This window comes from Halobacillus sp. BBL2006 (assembly GCF_000786645.1).
Classification (GTDB): Bacteria; Bacillota; Bacilli; order Bacillales; family Halobacillaceae; genus Halobacillus.
The window spans coordinates 1-2,365 of the sequence record NZ_JRNX01000854.1 but is presented as its reverse complement, the minus strand read 5'-3'; the positions used below and the strand labels follow the sequence as shown (position 1 = coordinate 2,365).

Here is a 2,365-nt window from a genome sequence, read left to right as displayed (position 1 = left end):
AGATATCTCTTTCTTTTTCCTTTTTTCAGTGAGATGATTCCACGTATAATACACCATCCAAAACACAAGAAGGACAACAAATGAATAGAATTTATACTCATAAGGCAGAAGGATAAATAGCAATAGGAAAGTGATAAAGAATGGAGGGATCAGCATCCAAAAACGTTTATCTTTAAAGTGATTCACTATCTTCTCCCCTTGGCTGAAAAAATAAATTCAGCGTCTTCAATTTATTTTATTATAACTCAAGGTCTCCCATCCTGCCGCAATTATTTTGATACATCCTGACGTCTTTTTTTACTCAACAGGTATCAATTTAACTTTTCCTAACGTCTCAATCTTATCTCCCTCTTCAGTGAAAAAAACATAGTCACCATAGAAATCTTCACCAAGAATCGTGTTAACCGTTGGATAGCCACCGCTATCATAGACAAAAAAATTCGTTCCATTACCGATATTTGTTACCTGATAACGCCCTGCAGGAAGATCCTTACCGACGAAGTATTGCCCAGCGATTAACGTTCTAGGCTCATCTTCCGCTTTTTGTAACTCCCCGGACAAACGATCAAGCTTCTTCTGCTTTTCGTCGACTTGACCTTGAAGCTCTTTGACTTGGTTCTGCAATCCGGTAAGCTTATCGTTCTCCTTATCTAATTCACTTTTGATTTTCTCTCTTCCAGTCTTCAATTCTTCATCTAAAATGGATTGCTTATAATCGAGTTCTTTCTGAAGGGATTCCAGATCATTTTCTATCTCTTCTTTCTGATCAATTAAAGCTAGCGTTTCTTTTTTATCTGTTTGAAGAGATTTCAAATCATCATCCAGCTGCTTAATCTTATCAGTTGTTGAAACTGCCTCTTCTTCCATGTCAGTTATATCCATCTTCATATTGTTCAACGTCGTTTCTGCACCGCTTTTCCCCATCATAATTCCGATCAAAAAAACAACCAAAAGCCCAAGGATGTATCCTGAAATCTTTACGTATTTCATCCAACCCTCTCCCTGCTATTCAGTTTTGATACACCATTATACAGAGAGGACTAGAGAAACATTCATCAATACGATGACATAATAACCCACCTCAGGTCATCCAAAATCTGGATGACCTGAGGTGGGTTATATTCCCATTCGCTGTAGTTTTCAGGAATAGTTCTGCCGTTTGCGTATATAAATGATAAATGTATCTTTAAAATAGAAAGGGGAAAACACATGAGCGAGTACATGAACTTCAACAAGATGATTACCCCAACTCTGATTAAGATTATTTTTTGGGTCGGTGCCATCTTCTCCGTGGTCTTTGGTATTATTATGATTTTTGCAGGTGCAGCTAATCCGTGGGGAGGGGGCATGCAAGTACTCGCCGGAATATTCATGATTATTTTTGGGCCTTTATTGACACGCATTTATTGTGAACTTCTTATTGTTCAATTTAAGATGCATGAGGCATTACAGACCATCCAAGCTTACAGCGCCCCAAGTAATTCGGATTCATAGGATAAAAAAACTCGTCAAGCTGACGAGTTTTTTGAAATACATTCCAATAAATGTCACCTCAGGTCATCCAGAATATGGATGACCTGAGGTGACATTTATTGGGGTTCGAAGGTGTGAAAATCGTTTAACTTTGTTACGATAGATACAATACACCTTATTGGATTGGAGCACTGTTTAATGAAAATTAACTTCACCAAAAAACAGTTTCGAACATTAATAGAACTTATCTACTTAGGTGAATGGACCGCAAATTCATCCAGAGAAGTAGATCGAGTTGAAAAATACGAAGAGTTGATGGAATATATCTACTCCTATGCAGACAAATTCGGATTTGATGACCTAGTCGTACACGATAAAAAACTTAACGGTCATTACCCTACAAGAGAATTTGAAGAAGAAATGGAGAACTATATTGATGAAAACGATGAGGAGGTATTCTGGCATCAATTAGTAACAAGGTTAGCGATGCGCGATGCCAAAAATGAAGGTACACTTCATCCTGATCAAGAATCACTGATTACACGCGGTTTTGAGTTGGAAAATGAGTATGAAGAAGAATTTGAAACACATGGATTGGCTCGATTGAAAATACAAAAAGATTAATCATATAAAGAGACTCGGACATAAGTAAAGCAGAGGTGTTATAAAACGAACATTGGAACCTTGTATAATATCAACGCAGATTCTAAGCGTAGGCAAAACACGGAGACTCCTACGGGAACAGCGCGAGCCGAAGATCCCGGAGAAAAGCGTTCTTTGCTTTTCGAGGAAGCTGAGGCCGTGCCCGTGGAAAGCGAAGTGTTTTGACGGAGCGGTCATTGCACTCTTTTTGTGGCACACCAAAATTCCGAACTGATTTCAACGAATCGTT

Annotated in this window: 4 protein-coding genes; 2 read left to right on the top strand and 2 right to left on the bottom strand. The window is 38.4% G+C overall.

Annotated features, from left to right (window positions below):
• Both LD39_RS23700 and LD39_RS21865 read right to left on the bottom strand, forming a co-directional pair.
• Window positions 1-186: hypothetical protein (locus LD39_RS23700; RefSeq protein ID WP_035553011.1), on the bottom strand; the 186-nt coding region annotated here is incomplete at its 3' end.
• 111 nt (window positions 187-297) lie between these two features.
• Window positions 298-990: a hypothetical protein gene (locus tag LD39_RS21865; protein WP_052158981.1), complete on the bottom strand. Its 693-nt coding sequence runs from the start codon at window positions 988-990 to the stop codon at window positions 298-300.
• Window positions 991-1,209: 219 nt separating this feature from the next.
• On the opposite strand from LD39_RS21865, the gene LD39_RS20460 reads away from it, so the two are divergent.
• The gene (locus tag LD39_RS20460) at window positions 1,210-1,494 is read left to right on the top strand and encodes a DUF4282 domain-containing protein (RefSeq protein ID WP_035553008.1); all 285 of its coding nucleotides are present in this window, start codon (window positions 1,210-1,212) and stop codon (window positions 1,492-1,494) included.
• A 177-nt stretch (window positions 1,495-1,671) separates the two neighbouring features.
• Window positions 1,672-2,097 carry a hypothetical protein gene (locus tag LD39_RS20455; RefSeq protein WP_035553005.1) on the top strand — a complete coding sequence of 142 codons (426 nt, stop codon included), beginning with the start codon at window positions 1,672-1,674 and terminating at the stop codon, window positions 2,095-2,097.
• The last annotated feature ends 268 nt before the right edge of the window (window positions 2,098-2,365 follow it).